The organism is Streptomyces albus subsp. chlorinus (genome assembly GCF_013302895.1).
GTDB classification, from domain to species: Bacteria; Actinomycetota; Actinomycetes; order Streptomycetales; family Streptomycetaceae; genus Streptomyces; species Streptomyces chlorinus.
In genome coordinates this window covers 4,494,048-4,511,113 of record NZ_VJOK01000001.1, presented here as the reverse complement: position 1 = coordinate 4,511,113, position 17,066 = coordinate 4,494,048, and the positions used below count along the sequence as shown (strand labels likewise).

Here is a 17,066-nt window from a genome sequence, read left to right as displayed (position 1 = left end):
CCGCCCCCTCCCGCACCGCACCGCCCCCTCCCACACCACACCGCACCGCCCCGCACCGCGTCCGAGGATTTCCGTCATGCGCATCCGCACCCCCGACCAGTTCCCCCACCGCGTCGTCCGCGAGGACATGTGGATCCCCACCCCGACGGGTGAGCGGCTCTACGCCCGCGTGTGGCGGCCCGTCACCGACGAGCCGGTCCCGGTGCTCCTGGAGTACCTGCCCTACCGCCTCAGCGACTGGACGGCCCCGCGCGACGCCCAGCGCCACCCCTGGTACGCGGGGCACGGGTACGCCTCCGTCCGCGTGGACGTACGGGGCCACGGCAACTCCGAGGGGCTGCCCGGCGACGAGTACGACGAGCGCGAGCTGGCCGACGGCGAGGCCGTCATCGCCTGGCTCGCCGCACAGCCGTGGTCCAGCGGCAGGGTCGGGATGTTCGGCATCTCCTGGGGCGGCTTCAACAGCCTCCAGCTCGCCGCCCGCGCGCCCGAGGCGCTCAAGGCGGTCGTCACCGTCTGCTCCACCGACGACCGCTACGACAACGACGTGCACTACATGGGCGGCTCCGTCCTCGCCGTGGACATGCACGCCTGGGCCTCCACCATGCTCGCCTTCGCCTGCCGCCCGCCGGACCCGGCGCAGGTGGGCGACGCCTGGCGGGACATGTGGCTGCGCCGCCTGGAGGCCGTCGAACCGTTCCTCCACACCTGGCTCGGCCACCAGACGCGGGACGACTACTGGAAGCACGGCAGCGTCTGCGAGGACTACTCCGCCGTCGGCGCCGCCGTGCTCGCGGTCGGCGGCTGGCACGACCCCTACCGCGACACGGTGCTCAGGCTGGTGGAGCACCTGCCGCGCCGGAGCGGTGCCCCGGTGCGCGGGCTGATCGGCCCCTGGTCGCACCAGTACCCCGACCGGGGCCTGCCGCCGGGACCGGCCATCGGCTTCCTCCAGGAGACGCTGCGCTGGTGGGACCAGTGGCTCAAGGACGAGGACACCGGCGTCATGGACGAGCCGCCGCTGCGCTCGTGGATCAGTGAGTCGCACCCGCCGGCCACGGTGTACGACCAGCTGCCGGGCCGCTGGGTGGGCGACCCCTCCTGGCCCTCCCCCCACGTCACCATGACCGCGTACGGACTCCCCGGCAGCGGTCCGTTCACGGTGCGCTCGCCGCAGCACACGGGGGTGGACGCGGGGCGCTTCTTCCCGTTCGGCAACGACGCCGACCTGCCGCCCGACCAGCGCGAGGAGGACGGCCGCTCCGTCTGCTTCGACTCGGCGCCGCTCCAGGACCGCGTCGAGGTGCTGGGACGGCCCCGGGTGCGGCTGCGCATCACCTCGCACGTGCCGCGCGGCCAGGTCAGCGCGCGGGTGTGCGACGTGGCACCGGACGGGTCCTCCACACTGGTCACCCGCGGCGTGCTGAACCTCACCGCCCGGCACGGCCGCGACCAGGTCGTCGCGTGGGAGCCGGGCACGACGGAGGAGGTGTCCTTCGAACTGAACGGCATCGGTCACGCGTTCCCGCCCGGACACCGCATCCGGCTCGCCCTCTCCTCCGCCTACTGGCCCTGGATCTGGCCACAGCCGGGAAGCGAGCACGGCTGGGAGCTGGACCCCTCGCACAGCGCCCTGGAGCTGCCCGTACGGGACGCGGGCGCCGACACCGGTGCCCCCGCGATCCGCTTCGCGGAGCCCGAGCAGGCCGAACCGCTGGGCGTGCGCTTCCCCGAGGCCGGTGAGGGGCGACCCGAACGGGCCGTCGTACGGGACGTCGCCGCCGGGGAGTGGCGGCTGGAGGTGGACCCCCGCTACGGCGGCACCCGCGTCTACCCGGACGGGCTGGAGTTCACCGAGAACGCCCTGGAGACGTATGTGATCCGCGAGGACGATCCGCTCAGCGCCCGCGCCCTCTCCCGGTGGGAGATCGGACTGCGGCGGCCCGCGCTGGGCTGGAGCACGCACATCGAGACCCGCTCCGAACTGCGCGCCGAGCCGGACGCGTTCGTGGCCACGAACGCCGTGGTATGCCGGGAGGAGCGGAGGGGCGAGGTGGTCTTCCAGCGGACCTGGGAGCGCCGCATCCCCCGCACCGCGGGCTGAGGCGCGCCGCGCCGTGCGCGCCGCCACCTGTGAAGGCCCGGGGCGCCTCCCTTCCCCGCCGCGACGACGCACCCCCACGGCCTGACCGGCGGTGCGGACCGGGCACCAACGGACCCCCGGTGAGGGCCGGGTGGCGGTGAGGTCTCGATCACCGGCACCCGGCACCCTAACCTGACCGCATGAGTGACACTCTCTTCGGCCCGGACAACCTCCCGTACGGCCTCTTCAGCACCCCGGACCGGCCCGGCCACCGCCGGCTGGGAGTGCGGTTCGGTGACGACGTGCTCGATGTGGGCGCCGCGGCCGCCGCCTTCGGCTCGGCGCACGCGGAGGTGCTGCGCGCGCCCTCGCTCAACCCGCTGCTGGCGGCGGGCCGTTCCGTCTGGCGGGCCGTACGCGCCGAGATCCGCGCCTGGCTGACGGAGGACGCCCACCGGGGGACGGCGGCCGGCCATCTGCTGCCGCTCTCCGGGGTGCGGCTCCACCTCCCGTTCGAGGTCGCCGATTACGTCGACTTCTACGCCAGCGAGCACCACGCCACCAACGTCGGCCGGATCTTCCGCCCGGACAGCGACGCACTCACCCCCAACTGGAAGCACATGCCCATCGGTTACCACGGCCGGGCCGGGACGGTGGTGGTCTCGGGGACGCCCGTCGTACGGCCCCGGGGGCAGCGCAAGCCGCCGAACGAGACGGCTCCGGTGTTCGGTCCGACACGGCGGCTGGACATCGAGGCCGAGGTGGGCTTCGTCGTCGGAACCCCCAGCGAACAGGGCAGCCCGGTCGGGCTGGAGGGGTTCCGCGACCACGTGTTCGGGGTGACGCTGCTCAACGACTGGTCGGCGCGGGACATCCAGGCCTGGGAGTACGTGCCGCTGGGGCCCTTCCTCGGCAAGTCGTTCGCGACCTCCGTCTCGCCGTGGATCACCCCGCTGGACGCGCTGGACGCGGCACGGGTGGCGCCGCCCGCGCGGGACTTCCCGCTGCTGCCCTACCTGGACGACGGCGCCGCCGGGGGCGAGCCGGGCGGCTTCGACCTGCGGATCACGGTGCGGCTCAACGGGCACGTCATCGCGGAGCCGCCGTTCTCCACCATGTACTGGACGGCCGCGCAGCAGCTCGCCCATATGACGGTGAACGGCGCGTCCCTGCGCACGGGTGACCTGTACGCGTCCGGCACCGTCAGCGGGCCCGAGCGCGCACAGCGCGGCTGCCTGCTGGAGCTGACCTGGGGCGGACGCGACCCGCTGGAACTCCCGGACGGGGAGCGGACGTTCCTCAAGGACGGCGACGAGGTCACCCTCAGCGCGTGGGCGCCCGGCCCGGACGGTTCCCGGATCGGCCTGGGCGAGGTCACCGGCCGGGTGGCCCCGAGCGTCTGACGCCGCGGGCATCCGCCGCCGCGGCCCCGCCCTCCCGGAGCGGCCTGGCGGGCCGGGCCCCTCACTCCTGGGGCCCGCCCGCCAGGACGGCCAGCAGCCCCTCCCCGTAGGTGGCGAGCTTCTTCTCACCGACGCCCGTGATGCCGCCCAGCGCACCCAGCGTGGCCGGGCGCTGGACGGCGATCTCGCGGAGCGTGGCGTCGTGGAAGACGACGTACGCCGGGACGCCCTGCTCCCGGGCCTGCTCGGCCCGCCAGGCACGCAGCGTCTCGAACAGCGGCCGGGCCTCCTCCGGAAGGTCCACGGGAGCGGCGCCCTTGCCGCCCCCGGTGGCCGCACGGGCGGTCTGGCGGGGCGGCCGGACGGGCTTGGGGTCCTTGCGCAGCCGCACCTCCCGCTCGCCGCGCAGCACCGTGGCGCTGGCGTCCGTGAGGTGGAGGGTGCCGTGCTCGCCCTCCACCTCCAGCAGGCCCTGGGCGATCAGCTGCCGGATGACGCCCCGCCATTCGGCCTCGCCCAGCTCTTCGCCGATGCCGAAGACGGAGAGCCCGTCGTGGTCGAACTGGATGACCTTGGCGGTCCTGCGGCCCAGCAGGATGTCCACGATCTGGCCGGAACCGAACTTCTGGCCGCGCTCCCGCTTGAGCCGGACGACGGTCGAGAGCACCTTCTGCGCCGGGACGGTGCCGTCCCACAACTCGGGCGGCGTCAGACAGGTGTCGCAGTTGCCGCAGGACACCTCGGCGGCGCCCTCCTCGGGTTCCTGTCCGAAGTAGGCCAGCAGCTGGCCGCGCCGGCAGCGCACCGTCTCGCACAGGGAGAGCATGGCGTCCAGGTGGGCGCGGGCGCGCCGCTGGAAGGCGGGGTCGCCCTCGCCGTTCTCGATCAGCTTGCGCTGCTGGACCACGTCCTGGAGGCCGTAGGCGAGCCAGGCCGTCGACGGCTGCCCGTCCCGGCCGGCGCGGCCCGTCTCCTGGTAGTAGCCCTCCACCGACTTGGGCAGGTCGAGATGGGCGACGAAGCGGACGTCGGGCTTGTCGATGCCCATGCCGAAGGCGATCGTGGCCACCACGACCAGGCCCTCCTCGCGCAGGAAGCGCGCCTGGTGCGCGGCGCGGGTGCCCGCGTCCAGACCGGCGTGGTAGGGCACCGCCTCGATGCCGTTGCGGCACAGGAACTCGGCGGTGCGCTCGACCGCGTTGCGCGACAGGCAGTAGACGATTCCCGCGTCGCCGGGGTGCTCCTCCCCAAGAAAGCGCAGCAGCTGCTTCCTGGGGTCGTTCTTGGGGACGATGCGGTACTGGATGTTGGGCCGGTCGAAGCTGGCGACGAAGTCCCGCGCGGTGCTCAGCCCGAGCCGCTGGACGATCTCGCGGTGGGTGGCGCGGGTGGCGGTGGCGGTCAGCGCGATCCTCGGCACCTCGGGCCAGCGCTCGCCGAGCATCGACAGTTCGAGGTAGTCGGGGCGGAAGTCGTGCCCCCATTGGGCGACGCAGTGCGCCTCGTCGATCGCGAAGACGGAGACCTTGCCGCGCTCCAGCAGCGCCTTCGTCGCCTCCAGGCGCAGCCGCTCGGGCGCCAGGTAGAGCAGATCCAGCTCGCCCGCCAGGAACTCGGCCTCGACCACGCGCCGCTGGTCGAGGTCGAGCGTGGAGTTGATGAACCCGGCGCGCACCCCCAGCGCCCGCAGGGCGTCCACCTGGTCCTGCATCAGGGCGATGAGGGGCGAGATCACCACACCCGTGCCCGGTCTGACCAGGGCCGGGATCTGGTAGCAGAGTGACTTGCCGCCGCCGGTCGGCATCAGCACGACGGCGTCGCCGCCGCCGACGACGTGCTCGATGGCGGCTTCCTGCTGCCCGCGGAACGCGTCGTAGCCGAAGACCTTGCGCAGGACACGCAGCGCCGCCGTCTCGGATGTCCCACCGGGCTGCTCGGCACTCTCTAGAAGCATGCCGCCACGATAGGCCCGCCCGCCGACATCCGCGGCCGCCTGTGGACAGCCGCGGTCCCGGCCCCTCCCCGGAGACGGAGCCCGGCCCCCCGGCAGGACTTCGCACTCAGCGCCAACCTGCACCCGGATCACACCTTTTGCCCCGTTTCGACCGCTGACGGATTGCTACCTTGCCGTCACCCTGCACGCACACCAGAGCGACCGACCGGCGGCAGGGACAGGAACCGGCAGAAGGAGAAGGACGTGCGCACGTCAGCGCGGAGGACGGGGGCGGTGGCCGTGGCAGCGGCCGTCGCACTGCTGGTGGGCGGCTGCGGCGGGGACGACGACGGGGGCGGGGACGGCCGGCCCGACCCCGGTGAGCACAAGCCCGGCCTCGACGGCGAAGGCGGCACGGCGGGCCCCGGCGACGAGGGGGCCGGCGACACGGGCGGCACGAGTGGCTCCGGCGGCACGAGTGGCTCCGGCGGCGGCCCCTCCGACATCGGGACGATCAAGGGCTCGTGGACGACGCACCCGATGGCCGACGGCGACTCCGTCGTCCTGCAGATCCTGTCCAGCCAGCGCGTGGTCATGACGCTGCCCGACCGGTGCGACGGCAAGGTGAGCGGAACCACACTGGACCTCACCTGCGACGGCGGCGAGAGCGACTACGCCCACGGCACCATCAAGAGCGCCTCCGGGCCGGGCCTCACCGTCTCCTGGGACAGCGGCCGCACGGTGAAGCTCCAGCGGATGAAGGACGAGCTTCCGCCCCCGCCGCCCAAGCAGCCCACCGGCTTCCCGTCCGCCGAGGACCCCTTCTGAGGCGACCGGCGCCGAAGCCTGCTGTTAGGTTGTCGTGGCCCTGATGAACGCCAGGGTGACAACGATCGAGGAGGGACAGTGCGCTGGTCAGCGCGGAGGACGGGGGCGGTGGCCGCGGCGGCGGTCGCCGCGCTGCTGGTGGGCGGCTGCGGCAGCGGCGGCGACGACGGCAAGGGCGACAAGAGCGAGGCGAAGGACGGGAAACCGGCCCGGTCCACGCCCACCAAGAGCGAGCGGCCCGCGGGAAAGGCGGGGCTGCCGGGCGTGTGGACAGCCGCCGCCGACGGCCAGAAGCTGACGCTCACGGTCGTCGGTGACGCCGCCTCCCTGCTGCGCGGCAAGGAGAAGAAGGTGTGCACCGGCCGCGTCATGACGGCCGGCGCCGACAAGTCGCTGGTCCTCAAGTGCCCCGCCGGAGTCGGTGAGGAACGCGCTACCGGCAAGGTGGACGCGGTGACGGCGAACTCGCTGAAGGTCACCTGGAACGGCGGCGAGAGCGACACCTACACCAAGGCCGCCGACGCCCCGGCCAAGCTGCCCAAGGACCCCGGGCAGCTCCGCGATCTGGACCTCCCCGACAAGCTGGACGAGGTCGCCAAGAAGCCGGGCGAGAAGGTGGAGGACAGCGAGAAGGGCCGCAAGGTCCGCGAGTACCCGGGCGGCTGAGCCGGAAGGCCGGAAGCAGGGCGCCGGCGGACCCGTCGCGGGCCCGCCGGCGCCTCGCCGCTCCTCGCGCGGCGCGTCGCCTCCTCAGGGGTCGCGCGGCGAGAGCAGGTGCACCGACTCCTGTTCGCGGGGGTCGGTGCGCGCCACCACCACGGTGACGGGCTCCACGCCGGTGACCGGCATGTGCGGCATGTTCGGCGGGACGTAGACCATGTCGCCGGGGTGCAGGGTGTCGCGGTTCTCCAGATCCTCGCCGTGCCAGATCTCGTGCACGCCGTTGACCACATAGATCGCCGACTCGTGCCCCGCGTGCAGATGGGGCTCCCCCCGGGAGTTGGCCGGAATGTGCAGGACGTGCAGACACAGACCCTTGGCTCCCACCGACTCGGCGGAGACGCCCTCGGTGAAGGTGCCGCCCTGCTTTCCTTGGTATCCGCTGTTTTTCTTGCGGAGAATCACACAACCCATGCTTGGAGTTCCTACCGTTTCCGCGTACTTGTTGTCACTGGTACATCACCGGTGCATCAAGAAGCGCCGCCGGAGACGCTCGGTGAGTGGCTCCGGCGGCGCTTGGTACTGCTGTGACGGGGAACTGACGGGCATTCAGCGCATCACCGTACGAACACCCCCGCGTGCCCCGCCAGATCAAGGAAGTACTGCGGTGCGACACCGAGTACGACCGTCACCACCACGCCGATCGCGATGGCCGAGGTCGTCATGACGCTCGGCACGGCCACGCTCGGCCCGTCGGTCTGCGGCTCGCTGAAGAACATCAGGACGATGACCCGCAGATAGAAGAAGGCCGCGATGGCGGAGGCGATCACACCGACCACCACCAGCGCACCGGCCCCGCCCTCGGCCGCCGCCTTGAACACCGCGAACTTCCCGGCGAAGCCCGAGGTGAGCGGGATGCCCGCGAAGGCCAGCAGAAAGACGGCGAACACGGCCGCCAGCAGCGGCGAACGCCGCCCCAGACCCGCCCACTTGGACAGGTGCGTCGCCTCGCCGCCCGCGTCCCGTACCAGCGTGACCACGGCGAACGCGCCCAGCGTCACGAACGAGTAGGCGCCCAGGTAGAACAGCACCGAGGAGATGCCGTCCTGCGAGGTGGCGATGACGCCCGCCAGCAGGAAGCCCGCGTGGGCGATGGAGGAGTAGGCCAGCAGCCGTTTGACGTCCGTCTGGGTGATGGCCACCACGGCACCGGCCAGCATCGTCAGGATCGCCACGCCCCACATCACCGGGCGCCAGTCCCAGCGCAGCCCCGGCAGCACGACGTACAGCAGCCGCAGCAGCGCGCCGAAGGCCGCGACCTTGGTGGCCGCCGCCATGAAGCCGGTCACCGGCGTGGGCGCGCCCTGGTAGACGTCGGGGGTCCACATGTGGAAGGGGACGGCGCCGACCTTGAAGAGCAGCCCCATCACCACCAGGGCCCCGCCGATCAGCAGCAGCGCGTCGTTGCCCGCGGTCTGGGCGAGCACCGGGTCGCTGACCGCGTCGGCGCCGGAGACGACCCGGGCGATGCCCGAGTAGCCCACCGTGCCGGCGTAGCCGTACAGCAGCGCGGTGCCGAACAGCAGGAACGCCGAGGAGAAGGCGCCGAGCAGGAAGTACTTGACCGCAGCCTCCTGGGACAGCAGCCGCCTGCGGCGGGCCAGCGCGCACAGCAGGTACAGCGGGAGGGAGAAGACCTCCAGCGCGATGAAGAGGGTCAGCAGGTCGTTGGCGGCCGGGAAGAGCAGCATGCCGCCCACCGCGAACATCAGCAGCGGGAAGACCTCGGTGGTCGTCCAGCCCGCCTTGACCGCCTGCCGCTCGCCCTCGCCGCCGGGCACCGAGGCGGGCTGCGCGGCGAACGAGTCCACCCGGGACCCGTGCGCGGACGGCTCCAGTCTCCGCTCGGCGAAGGTGAAGACGCCCACGATGCCCACCAGCAGCAGGGTGCCCTGGAGGAAGAGGGCGGGGCCGTCCACCGCGAGGGCACCCATCCCGGCGATCTGCGCGTCGGAGGTGCCCGCTCCGGACGCCGCCAGCCCGACGACGGCGGCGAACGCCGCGGCCAGCCCCACCAGCGCGACGAACACCTGCGCGCCGTAGCGGACCTTGCGCGGCGCGAACGCGTCGATGAGGACACCGAGCGCGGCGGCCCCCAGCACGATCAGTGTCGGGGACAGCTTCCCGTACTCGATGCTGGGCGCCTGGAGCTTGTCACCCGCCTCCGCCGCGACTGTCCACAGGCTGTGGACACCGCCCGTCGCCTCCACGTCTGCCATCCCGGTCACTCGTGGTCACCTCCGCCGTGCCCCGCAGGCTTGTAGTCGAACCAGGTCGTCCGGTCGGCGACCGGGTGCTGCGGCTTCGGGTCCTTCTTCCGTACGTCCGAGAGGGTGTGCTCCACCGCCGGGTTCACGATCTCGGTGAGCGGCTTGGGGAAGACGCCGAGGAAGATCAGCAGCGCCACCAGCGGCGCCACCACGGCCACCTCGCGCACCCTCAGGTCCGGCATCCCCTCGATCTCCGGCTTGCGGACCGGGCCCGTCATCGTGCGCTGGTAGAGCACCAGCACGTACAGCGCGGCCAGAATGATGCCCGCGGTCGCGATGATCCCGGCGACCGGGTAGCGGCTGAAGGTGCCGACCAGGACGAGGAACTCGCTGACGAACGGCGCCAGTCCCGGCAGCGACAGCGTCGCCAGGCCGCCCACCAGGAAGGTGCCCGCCAGCACGGGCGCCACCTTCTGCACCCCGCCGTAGTCCGCGATCAGCCGCGAGCCGCGGCGCGAGATGAGGAAGCCGGCCACCAGCATCAGCGCGGCCGTCGAGATGCCGTGGAAGACCATGTAGAGCGTCGCCCCGCCCTGGCCCTGGCTGGTCATCGCGAAGACGCCCAGGATGATGAAGCCGAAGTGCGAGATGGACGCGTACGCCACCAGCCGCTTGATGTCCCGCTGCCCGACCGCGAGCAGCGCCCCGTAGAGCACGCTCACCAGCGCCAGGCCCAGCACCACCGGGGTGGCCCAGTCGCTGGCGTTCGGGAACAGGCCCAGGCAGAAGCGGAGCATCGCGAAGGTGCCGACCTTGTCGACCACCGCCGTGATGAGCACCGCGACCGGCGCCGTGGCCTCCCCCATCGCGTTGGGCAGCCAGGTGTGCAGCGGCCACAGCGGCGCCTTGATGGCGAAGGCGAGGAAGAAGCCACCGAACAGCAGCCGTTCGGTGGTCGCCGACATCGTCAGGTCGCCGCTCGCGCGGGCCCTGAGCAGCTCCGGCAGCGAGAAGGTGCCCTCGCCCAGGCTGTCGGAGCTGACGACGAACAGCCCGATGACGGCGGCCAGCATGACCAGCCCGCCGGCCAGGTTGTAGAGCAGGAACTTCACCGCCGCGTAGGAGCGCTGCTTGGCGCCCTCCTCCTCACCGGCCGCGTGCGCCCGGTCCCCGAAGCCGCCGATGAGGAAGTACATCGGGATGAGCATGGCCTCGAAGAAGACGTAGAAGAGGAAGACGTCGGTGGCGGCGAAGGAGACCAGCACCATCGCCTCGACGGCGAGGATCAGCGCGAAGAACCCCTGGGTGGGCCGCCAGCGGCTGTGGGGCCGCTCCTCCCCCGCCGCGGGGTCGGCGTCGTGCCAGCCGGCGCCGATGACGAACGGGACCAACAGCGCGGTCAGCGCCATCATCGCGGCGCCGATGCCGTCCACGCCCAGCTCGTAGCGGACCCCGAAGTCGGAGATCCAGGCGTGCGACTCGGTCAGCTGGTAGCGGGCGCCGTCCGGGTCGAAGCGGATCAGCACCGCCGCGGCCAGCACCAGGGTGGCCAGGGAGACCAGCAGCGCCAGCCACTTGGCCGCCGTGCGCCTGACCGCCGGTACGGCCGCGGTCGCGATGGCGCCGACGGCGGGCAGCGCTGCCGTGGCCGTCAGCAGAGGAAATCCTGTGTTCGCTACAGACATGTCTCAGACCGCCCTCATCAGCAGGGTCGCCGCGATCAGCACCGCCGCGCCGCCGAACATGGAGACCGCGTACGAGCGGGCGAACCCGTTCTGGAGCCGCCGCAGTCGCCCCGACAGCCCGCCGAAGCCGGCGGCCGTGCCGTTGACGGCGCCGTCGACCAGCTTGTGGTCGAGGTAGACCAGGCTGCGGGTCAGATGCGTACCGCCGCTGACCAGCACCACGTGGTTGAAGTCGTCCTGGAGCAGATCGCGGCGGGCCGCCCGGGTCAGCAGGCTGCCGCGCGGCGCGACGGCGGGCACCGGCCTGCGCCCGTACTGGAGCCAGGCCGCGCCCACGCCGATGACCAGCGCCACGACGGTGGCCGTCGTCACCGTGGTGGCGGAGACCGGGGAGTGCCCGTGCTCGAACCGGGTCACGGGCTCCAGCCAGTTCACGAAGGAGTCGCCGGCCTTGAAGAGGCCGCCCGCGAAGACGGAACCGAAGGCCAGCACGATCATCGGGATCGTCATGACCTTCGGGGACTCGTGCGGGTGCGGCTCGGCGTGCTCGCCCCGGGTCTCGGCGGCGGGCTCCACGTCGGGCTGGTCCGGCGAGGGGGTGGGCGCCTGGCGCCAGCGTTCCTCGCCGAAGAAGGTCATCAGCATCACGCGGGTCATGTAGTACGCGGTGATGGCCGCGCCCAGCAGGGTGACCGCGCCCAGGATCCAGCCCTCGGTGCCGCCCTTGGCGAAGGCCGCCTCGATGATCTGGTCCTTGGAGAAGAACCCGGACAGGCCGGGGAAGCCGATGATGGCGAGGTAGCCCAGGCCGAACGTCACGAAGGTGACGGGCATGTACTTCCGCAGGCCCCCGTAGCGCCGCATGTCGACCTCGTCGTTCATGCCGTGCATCACCGACCCGGCGCCGAGGAAGAGGCCGGCCTTGAAGAAGCCGTGGGTGACCAGGTGCATGATGGCGAACGCGTAGCCGATCGGGCCGAGCCCGGCGGCCAGGACCATGTAGCCGATCTGCGACATGGTCGAGCCCGCCAGGGCCTTCTTGATGTCGTCCTTGGCGCAACCGACGATCGCACCGAACAGCAGCGTGACCGCGCCGACCACGACCACCACCAGCTGCGCGTCCGGCGCCCCGTCGAAGACCGCGCCCGAGCGGGTGATCAGGTAGACGCCCGCGGTCACCATCGTCGCCGCGTGGATGAGCGCCGAGACCGGGGTGGGGCCCTCCATCGCGTCCCCGAGCCAGGACTGGAGCGGCACCTGCGCCGACTTGCCGCACGCGGCGAGCAGCAGCATCAGCCCGATCGCGGTCAGCTTGCCCTCGCTCGCGTGCCCGGCGTCGGCGCCGCCGAGCACGGGCGCGAAGGCGAAGGTGCCGAAGGTGGTGAACATCAGGAAGATGGCGATGGCCAGTCCCGCGTCACCGACGCGGTTGACCAGGAACGCCTTCTTCGCCGCGGTGGCCGCGGTCGGCTTGTGCTGCCAGAACCCGATCAGCAGGTAGGAGGCGAGGCCCACGCCCTCCCAGCCGACGTACAGCAGCAGGTAGTTGTCGGCCAGGACGAGCAGCAGCATCGCCGCGAGGAAGAGGTTGAGATAGGCGAAGAAGCGGCGGCGGTTCGGGTCGTGCTCCATGTAGCCGACCGAGTAGAGGTGGATGAGGGTGCCCACGCCGGTGATCAGCAGGACGAACGTCATCGACAACTGGTCGAGCTGGAAGGCCACATCCGCCTGGAAGCCCTCCACCGGCACCCAGGAGAACAGCTTGCTGTGCATCGCCCGGTGCGCGACGTCCTCCCCCAGCATCGAGGAGAACAGCGCCGCGCCGATCGCGAAGGAGGCCGCGGCCAGCAGGGTCGCCAGCCAGTGCCCCGCCTTGTCCAGGCGCCGCCCGCCGCACAGCAGCACGGCGGCGCCGAGCAGGGGCACTCCGACGAGCAGTCCGATCATTGACTCCACTGGTTCGTACCCCTTACAGCTTCATCAGGCTGGCGTCGTCGACCGAGGCCGAGTGGCGGGAGCGGTAGAGCATGACGATGATCGCGAGGCCCACCACGACCTCGGCGGCGGCGACGACCATGACGAAGAACGCCATGATCTGGCCGTCGAGGTTGCCGTGCATGCGGGAGAAGGCGACCAGCGTCAGGTTGGCGGCGTTGAGCATCAGCTCCACGCACATGAACACCACGATGGCGTTGCGCCGCAGGAGGACCCCGGTGGCGCCGATGGTGAACAGCAGCGCCGCCAGGTAGACGTAGTTGACCGGGCTCACTGGGCGGCCTCCTCGCGCTCGGTACGACGGTCGGCCGGCGGCTCGCCGTCGGCGTCCCGGCTGCGTTCGACCGCGCGCACACCCGGGTCCTTGGGGCCCGGATAGGTGGAGCGGCCGTGGTACTCGGCGGTGCGCTGCTCGATCGCGGCGAGACGGGCGACCTGCTCGGCGCTCACCTCGCGGATCTGACCGCGCTTGCGCAGCGTGGAGTTGACGCTCAGCTCGGAGGGGGTGCCGTCGGGCAGCAGCGCCGGGCGGTCCACCGCGTTGTGGCGGGCGTAGACGCCGGGGGCGGGCAGCGGGGTGACCTGCTTGCCGTCGCGGATCCGCTCCTCGGCCTGCTCGCGCTGCGACTTGATCTTCTCGACGCGCTCGCGGTGGGTCAGCAGGGTGGCGCCGACGGCGGCGACGGTCAGCAGCGCGCCGACCACCTCGAAGGCGACGACGTACTTGGTGAACAGCAGCGAGGCCAGCGCCGGGACGTTGCCCTGCGCGTTGGCGGCGCCCAGTCCGTTGAAGCTCTTGACGGTCACCTGGCCGATGCCGGAGATCAGCAGGACGCCGAGTCCCAGGGCGCAGCCGGCGGCGAGCCACCGCTGGCCCTTGAGGGTCTCGGTGAGGGAGTCGGCCGTGCTGACGCCGACGAGCATCAGCACGAACAGGAACAGCATCATGACCGCGCCGGTGTAGACGACGATCTGGACGACGCCGAGGAAGTAGGCGCCGTTGGCGAGGTAGAACACCGCCAGAATGATCATGGTCGTGGCCAGGCAGAGCGCGCTGTGCACGGCACGGCGCATCAGCACGGTGCCCAGCCCGCCCAGGACGGCGACGGTGCCCAGCACCCAGAACTGGACGGCCTCGCCCGTGGAGGTGGCGGTCGCGGCGGCGAGCAGCATCGTCTCGGACGGCACGGTCATCGGTCGCCCTCCCCGCTGGCCGTCACGGTGCCGTGCGTCATGGGGCCCACCCCGGCCGACTCGCCCGTGTAGGCCTCGCCCGCGGCCGGCTCGTCGGCCCCGTAGGTGTCGGCGGACTCCTGCGGCGCACCGGTGTCGGTGGGCGTCTGCCGTACGGTGCCGGGTGCCGCCTCGGTGACCCGGCCGCGGTAGTAGTCCTTCTCCGTGGTGCCGGGGTAGAGGGCGTGCGGCGTGTCCACCATGCCGTCCTCCAGGCCCGCGAGCAGCTCCTCCTTGGTGTAGATGAGGGACTCGCGCGAGGAGTCGGCCAGTTCGTACTCGTTCGTCATCGTCAGCGCCCGGGTGGGGCACGCCTCGATGCACAGCCCGCACAGGATGCAGCGCAGGTAGTTGATCTGGTAGACGCGGCCGTAGCGCTCACCCGGCGAGTAGCGCTCCTCGTCGGTGTTGTCGGCGCCCTCGACATAGATGGCGTCGGCCGGGCAGGCCCAGGCGCACAGCTCGCAGCCGACGCACTTCTCCAGCCCGTCCGGGTGCCGGTTGAGCTGGTGGCGGCCGTGGAAGCGGGGTGCCGTCGGCTTCTTGTACTCGGGGTACTGCTCGGTCAGCCGCTTCTTGAACATGTCCTTGAAGGTCACGCCGAAGCCGGCCACGGGGTTCTCAGGCACCGTCAGCCCCCTTGCTCTCGGTGGTTGCGTCAGTGGCGGTGGTCGTGCCGCCGGGCCCCGCCTGGGCGCCGACCGGCTCGCGCTCCCGGTCGCGCGCCGCCCGCGAGGGCCGCCGTGGCACCGGCGGCAGCGTCTGCCCGGGCAGCGGCGGTACGGGGAAGCCGCCCGCCATCGGGTCGAACGGCTCTTTCTGCTTCGCCTGCTCCGGCTGCTCGTCCTCCTCGGGCCCGCGGCGGAAGAAGTCCACGACGAAGGAGATCAGCAGCAGCGCCAGCGCGCATCCGGCGACCCAGTAGACGACCTCGCTGTAGTCCCAGCCCTCGTTGCGCATGGCGCGGACGGTGGCCACGAGCATCAGCCACACCAGCGCGACGGGGATGAGCACCTTCCAGCCGAGCTTCATGAACTGGTCGTAGCGCACCCGGGGGAGCGTGCCGCGGATCCAGATGAAGAAGAAGATCAGCACGGCGAGCTTGGCGGCGAACCACAGCAGCGGCCACCAGCCGTGGTTGGCGCCCTCCCACCAGGTGGACAGCGGCGCCGGGGCCCGCCAGCCGCCCAGGAAGAGGGTGACCGCGAGCGCGGAGACCGTCACCACGTGGATGTACTCGGTCAGCATGAACATCGCGAACTTGATCGAGCTGTACTCGGTCTGGAAACCCGCGACCAGGTCGCCCTCGGACTCCGGCATGTCGAACGGGGCGCGGTGCGCCTCGCCCACCATCGACAGCAGGTAGATCAGGAAGGAGACCGGCAGCAGGTACGCGAACCAGCCGTCCGCCTGCTCCCCCACGATGGTCGAGGTGGACATCGAACCGGAGTAGAGGAAGACCGCGGCGAAGCTGAGGCCCATCGCGATCTCGTAGCTGATGATCTGGGCCGTGGCCCGCACGCCGCCCAGCAGCGGATACGTCGAGCCGGACGACCAGCCGGCCAGCACCACTCCGTAGGAGGCGATGGAGGCGGTGGCCAGGATGTAGAGGACGGCGACGGGCATGTCCGTCAGCTGCATCGCCGTGCGGTGGCCGAAGACCGAGATCTGGTTGTCGGCGGGCCCGAACGGGATGACCGCGATCGCCATGAAGGCGGGCACGGCGCCGATGATCGGAGCCAGCAGGTAGACGAGCTTGTCGCTGCCCTTGACGACGATGTCTTCCTTGAGCATCAGCTTCACGCCGTCGGCGAGCGACTGGAGCATCCCCCAGGGTCCATGCCGGTTGGGGCCGATGCGCAGCTGCATCCAGCCGACGATCTTCCGCTCGAAGACGATGGAGACGAGCACGGTCACCATCAGGAACGCGAAGCAGAAGACGGCCTTCAGCGCCACCAGCCAGAAGGGGTCCGTGCCGAACATCGACAGATCCTCGGCGGCGAGGACGCTCCGCTGGGACGGGGCGGCCATGACGAGGTCACTCATGCGGCGCCTCCCTCCTCGGGGTGGGGGTCGTGGGCGGGCACATCGGCTCCGGGCGCGCGGCGCGCCCGCGGGGCGCGGACACGGCGGTGTCCGCGCCGTCCGGTCGGTCGCTCATGCCTCCACCTCCTCGCGGTCGCGGCCGGTGGCACCCGCGCTCCCCGGCGCGATGCGCACCAGGTCGCCGGGGACAGCGCCGGTGTCGGCCGCGACGCCGGAGCCGACGGTGTTGAGCGGCAGCCACACCACCCGGTCGGGCATCTCGGTGATCCGCAGCGGCAGCCGTACCTCGCCGCGCGGACCGGCGACGGCCAGCGTGTCGCCGTCGGCCGCGCCGATCTCGGCGGCCGTGGCCGCCGACAGCCGGGCGGGCGCCGGGTGCCGGGTGCCGGCCAGGGCCTCGTCGCCCTCCTGGAGCCGGCCCTGGTCGAGCAGCATCCGGTGGCCCGCGAGCACGGCCTCACCGGGCCCCGGCTGGGGCAGCGAGCGCACCCCGGGGAGGGGCGCGGACAGCCGGGCGCTGCCCCGGCCGCGGCCGAGGCGGTCGAGTTCGGCGCGGATCGTGCGCACGTCGGGCAGTCCCAGATGGACGTCGAGCGCGTCCGCGAGCATGTGGAGCACCCGGGCGTCGGGCTGCACGTGGCGGCGGGTCATCTGGTCCGGCTTGAGCGCGGCCTCGAACATGCGCACCCGGCCCTCCCAGTTGAGGAAGGTGCCGGACTTCTCGGCGGTGGCGGAGACGGGGAAGACCACATCGGCCCGCTCCGTGACGGGACCGGGCCGCAGCTCCAGGCTGACGAGGAAGTCCACCGCCTCCAGCGCCTGCCGGGCCCGCGCCGGGTCGGGCAGGTCCTCGATGCCGACGCCGCCCACCACCAGCGCGGACAGCTCGCCCCGGGCGGCGGCCTCGATGATCTGGGCGGTGTCGCGGCC

The 17,066-nt window shown here is 72.0% G+C and carries 14 protein-coding genes; 4 read left to right on the top strand and 10 right to left on the bottom strand.

Annotated features, from left to right (window positions below; genetic code table 11):
• Window positions 1-76: 76 nt before the first annotated feature.
• On the top strand, window positions 77-2,104 hold the full coding sequence (locus tag FM076_RS19665; protein WP_173872318.1) for a CocE/NonD family hydrolase: 2,028 nt from the start codon (window positions 77-79) through the stop codon (window positions 2,102-2,104).
• A gap of 179 nt (window positions 2,105-2,283) precedes the next feature.
• Window positions 2,284-3,486: a fumarylacetoacetase gene (fahA, locus tag FM076_RS19660; RefSeq protein ID WP_173872317.1), complete on the top strand. Its 1,203-nt coding sequence runs from the start codon at window positions 2,284-2,286 to the stop codon at window positions 3,484-3,486.
• Window positions 3,487-3,547: 61 nt separating this feature from the next.
• Here fahA and recQ read toward each other — a convergent pair whose 3' ends face one another.
• Window positions 3,548-5,440 carry a DNA helicase RecQ gene (gene recQ / locus FM076_RS19655; protein ID WP_173872316.1) on the bottom strand — a complete coding sequence of 631 codons (1,893 nt, stop codon included), beginning with the start codon at window positions 5,438-5,440 and terminating at the stop codon, window positions 3,548-3,550.
• A gap of 243 nt (window positions 5,441-5,683) precedes the next feature.
• Here recQ and FM076_RS19650 point away from each other — a divergent pair, with 243 nt between their 5' ends.
• Together FM076_RS19650 and FM076_RS19645 are read left to right on the top strand one after the other, a co-directional pair.
• On the top strand, window positions 5,684-6,247 hold the full coding sequence (locus tag FM076_RS19650; RefSeq protein WP_173872315.1) for a hypothetical protein: 564 nt from the start codon (window positions 5,684-5,686) through the stop codon (window positions 6,245-6,247).
• Between the two features lie 78 nt (window positions 6,248-6,325).
• The gene (locus FM076_RS19645) at window positions 6,326-6,913 is read left to right on the top strand and encodes a hypothetical protein (protein WP_173872314.1); all 588 of its coding nucleotides are present in this window, start codon (window positions 6,326-6,328) and stop codon (window positions 6,911-6,913) included.
• An 84-nt stretch (window positions 6,914-6,997) separates the two neighbouring features.
• Here FM076_RS19645 and FM076_RS19640 read toward each other — a convergent pair whose 3' ends face one another.
• From FM076_RS19640 to FM076_RS34015, 9 genes are all read right to left on the bottom strand, one after another.
• Window positions 6,998-7,381, bottom strand: coding sequence for a cupin domain-containing protein (locus tag FM076_RS19640; RefSeq protein ID WP_173872313.1), 384 nt, complete (start codon window positions 7,379-7,381; stop codon window positions 6,998-7,000).
• Window positions 7,382-7,524: 143 nt separating this feature from the next.
• Window positions 7,525-9,186 carry an NADH-quinone oxidoreductase subunit NuoN gene (gene nuoN, locus FM076_RS19635; RefSeq protein ID WP_173874869.1) on the bottom strand — a complete coding sequence of 554 codons (1,662 nt, stop codon included), beginning with the start codon at window positions 9,184-9,186 and terminating at the stop codon, window positions 7,525-7,527.
• A gap of 5 nt (window positions 9,187-9,191) precedes the next feature.
• Window positions 9,192-10,862 carry an NADH-quinone oxidoreductase subunit M gene (locus FM076_RS19630; protein ID WP_173872312.1) on the bottom strand — a complete coding sequence of 557 codons (1,671 nt, stop codon included), beginning with the start codon at window positions 10,860-10,862 and terminating at the stop codon, window positions 9,192-9,194.
• A gap of 3 nt (window positions 10,863-10,865) precedes the next feature.
• The gene (gene nuoL, locus FM076_RS19625) at window positions 10,866-12,818 is read right to left on the bottom strand and encodes an NADH-quinone oxidoreductase subunit L (RefSeq protein WP_173872311.1); all 1,953 of its coding nucleotides are present in this window, start codon (window positions 12,816-12,818) and stop codon (window positions 10,866-10,868) included.
• A 13-nt stretch (window positions 12,819-12,831) separates the two neighbouring features.
• Window positions 12,832-13,131, bottom strand: coding sequence for an NADH-quinone oxidoreductase subunit NuoK (nuoK, locus tag FM076_RS19620; protein WP_173872310.1), 300 nt, complete (start codon window positions 13,129-13,131; stop codon window positions 12,832-12,834).
• Window positions 13,128-14,030 (bottom strand): NADH-quinone oxidoreductase subunit J, encoded by a 903-nt coding sequence (locus tag FM076_RS19615; protein WP_173874868.1) that lies wholly within the window; start codon window positions 14,028-14,030, stop codon window positions 13,128-13,130. Before FM076_RS19615 ends, nuoK begins: the two co-directional genes overlap by 4 nt.
• Before the next feature lie 17 nt (window positions 14,031-14,047).
• Window positions 14,048-14,674, bottom strand: coding sequence for an NADH-quinone oxidoreductase subunit NuoI (gene nuoI / locus FM076_RS19610; protein ID WP_180218472.1), 627 nt, complete (start codon window positions 14,672-14,674; stop codon window positions 14,048-14,050).
• A 37-nt stretch (window positions 14,675-14,711) separates the two neighbouring features.
• Window positions 14,712-16,136: an NADH-quinone oxidoreductase subunit NuoH gene (nuoH, locus tag FM076_RS19605; protein WP_173872308.1), complete on the bottom strand. Its 1,425-nt coding sequence runs from the start codon at window positions 16,134-16,136 to the stop codon at window positions 14,712-14,714.
• A gap of 111 nt (window positions 16,137-16,247) precedes the next feature.
• A partial coding sequence (locus FM076_RS34015) for a molybdopterin-dependent oxidoreductase (RefSeq protein WP_243274574.1) occupies window positions 16,248-17,066 on the bottom strand: 819 nt, incomplete at its 5' end.